The sequence below is a fragment of the Tenacibaculum ovolyticum DSM 18103 genome (genome assembly GCF_000430545.1).
Classification (GTDB): Bacteria; Bacteroidota; Bacteroidia; order Flavobacteriales; family Flavobacteriaceae; genus Polaribacter; species Polaribacter ovolyticus.
On the sequence record NZ_AUMF01000034.1, the window covers coordinates 1 to 2,500 of the forward strand.

General features: G+C 44.8%; 2 tRNA genes and 2 rRNA genes (1 of these 4 cut by a window edge). All 4 read left to right on the top strand.

Annotated features, from left to right (window positions below):
* Nucleotides 1-294: ribosomal RNA gene (locus H518_RS0109965) — 16S ribosomal RNA — on the top strand; the annotation flags it as partial.
* 79 nt (nucleotides 295-373) lie between these two features.
* Nucleotides 374-447 (top strand) — tRNA-Ile (locus H518_RS0109970).
* Nucleotides 448-532: 85 nt separating this feature from the next.
* Nucleotides 533-609: transfer RNA gene (locus tag H518_RS0109975), tRNA-Ala, on the top strand.
* Between the two features lie 214 nt (nucleotides 610-823).
* Nucleotides 824-2,500, top strand: a 23S ribosomal RNA gene (locus H518_RS0109980); its annotated part runs 1,115 nt beyond the window's last position; the annotation flags it as partial.

Genomic DNA, 2,500 nt, shown 5'->3' on the forward strand with positions numbered 1-2,500 from the left:
TGGTATGGACAATGAGCAGCCACTATGCGAATAGGAGCGAATCTATAAACCATATCACAGTTCGGATCGGAGTCTGCAACTCGACTCCGTGAAGCTGGAATCGCTAGTAATCGGATATCAGCCATGATCCGGTGAATACGTTCCCGGGCCTTGTACACACCGCCCGTCAAGCCATGGAAGCTGGGAGTGCCTGAAGTTCGTTACCGTGAGGAGCGACCTAGGGTAAAACTGGTAACTAGGGCTAAGTCGTAACAAGGTAGCCGTACCGGAAGGTGCGGCTGGAACACCTCCTTTCTAGAGAAAGATGGTGAGTTACAAAAGGAAATTTTACTCTTTGCTGTTAATTTTAAAAAACACTAATAACAAGCTATATAGTCTCATAGCTCAGCTGGTTAGAGCGCTACACTGATAATGTAGAGGTCGGCAGTTCGAGTCTGCCTGAGACTACAAAAAGCAAGTTATTAGAAAGGAAATTCTAGAAGTTGACGTAATTAAAGATTAATTACAATCACTATTACTAACGACTAGTAATGGGGGATTAGCTCAGTTGGCTAGAGCGCTTGCCTTGCACGCAAGAGGTCATCGGTTCGACTCCGATATTCTCCACCAGGTAGCACCTGGAAGCAATTAATTTTGTTTCAGAGTGCTATACGAGTCAGCTGATTTAATTATCAGTGTCGATTCGACACGTTCATTGACATATTGGTAAAATGATATCGTAAAGAAATCAAGATAGAGAGTTAATCGAAAGATTAACAACAATATTTTTATAATAAATTATAAAGAGCTCGTTCTAAATAGAAATATTTAGAGCAAAAAGTACAATAAGCTAAATAAGGGCGTATGGCGGATGCCTAGGCTTTCAGAGGCGATGAAGGACGCGATAAGCTGCGATAAGTAACGGGGAGAAGCACATATTTTATGATCCGTTAATTTCCGAATGGGGCAACCCAGCATGTTGAAGACATGTTACCCGCAAGGGGGCAAACCCGGTGAACTGAAACATCTAAGTAACCGGAGGAAGAGAAAACAATAGTGATTCCGTTAGTAGTGGCGAGCGAACGCGGATTAGCCCAAACCAATACTGTTACGGCAGTATTGGGGTTGTAGGGCTGCGACATTAGAATCTAAGTGAACTAGAATTGTCTGGAAAGACAAACCGAAGAGAGTGATAGTCTCGTATAGGTAAGCGAAGAGGATATAGCAGTACCCTGAGTAGTGCGGGACACGAGTAATCCTGTATGAATCCACCGGGACCATCCGGTAAGGCTAAATACTCCTGAAAGACCGATAGTGAACTAGTACCGTGAGGGAAAGGTGAAAAGAACCCTAAGTAAGGGAGTGAAATAGAACCTGAAACCGTACGCCTACAAGCGGTCGGAGCACATTTACTGTGTGACGGCGTGCCTTTTGCATAATGAGCCTACGAGTTACTGTTACTAGCAAGGTTAAGGATTTAAGGTCCGGAGCCGAAGCGAAAGCGAGTCTGAATAGGGCGACCATAGTTAGTAGTAGTAGACGCGAAACCGAGTGATCTACCCATGGGCAGGTTGAAGCTGTAGTAACATACAGTGGAGGACCGAACCAGTTGACGTTGAAAAGTCTTTGGATGACCTGTGGGTAGGGGTGAAAGGCCAATCAAACTCGGAAATAGCTCGTACTCCCCGAAATGCATTTAGGTGCAGCGTTGAGCGAAAGTTTTATAGAGGTAGAGCTACTGATTGGATGCGGGGGCTTCACCGCCTACCAATTCCTGACAAACTCCGAATGCTATAAAATGTTACTCAGCAGTGAGGGCATGGGTGCTAAGGTCCATGTCCGAGAGGGAAAGAACCCAGACCATCAGCTAAGGTCCCCAAATATATGTTAAGTTGAACTAACGAGGTGAAACTGCTTAGACAGCTAGGATGTTGGCTTGGAAGCAGCCATTCATTTAAAGAGTGCGTAACAGCTCACTAGTCGAGCGGTTTTGCATGGATAATAATCGGGCATAAACATATTACCGAAGCTATGGATTTATACTATGTATAAGTGGTAGGGGAGCATTCTATTTGCGCCGAAGGTGTACTGTAAGGTATGCTGGAGCGGATAGAAAAGAAAATGTAGGCATAAGTAACGATAAAGGGGGCGAGAAACCCCCTCACCGAAAGACTAAGGTTTCCTCAGCGATGCTAATCAGCTGAGGGTTAGTCGGGTCCTAAGGCGAATCCGAAGGGAGTAGTCGATGGATAACAGGTTAATATTCCTGTACTTCTTATAATTGCGATGGGGTGACGGAGTAATGAAAGCACCGCGAACTGACGGAATAGTTCGTTGAAACATGTAGCTATTGGCACTGTAGGTAAATCCGCAGAGCTAGGTGAAATGTGATAGTACAACAAATCTTCGGATGCGTTGATAGTGTGCCTAAAGGCTTCCAAGAAAAACCTCTAAGCTTCAGATTATGAGAACCCGTACCGTAAACCGACACAGGTAGTTGGGATGAGAATTCTAAGGTGCT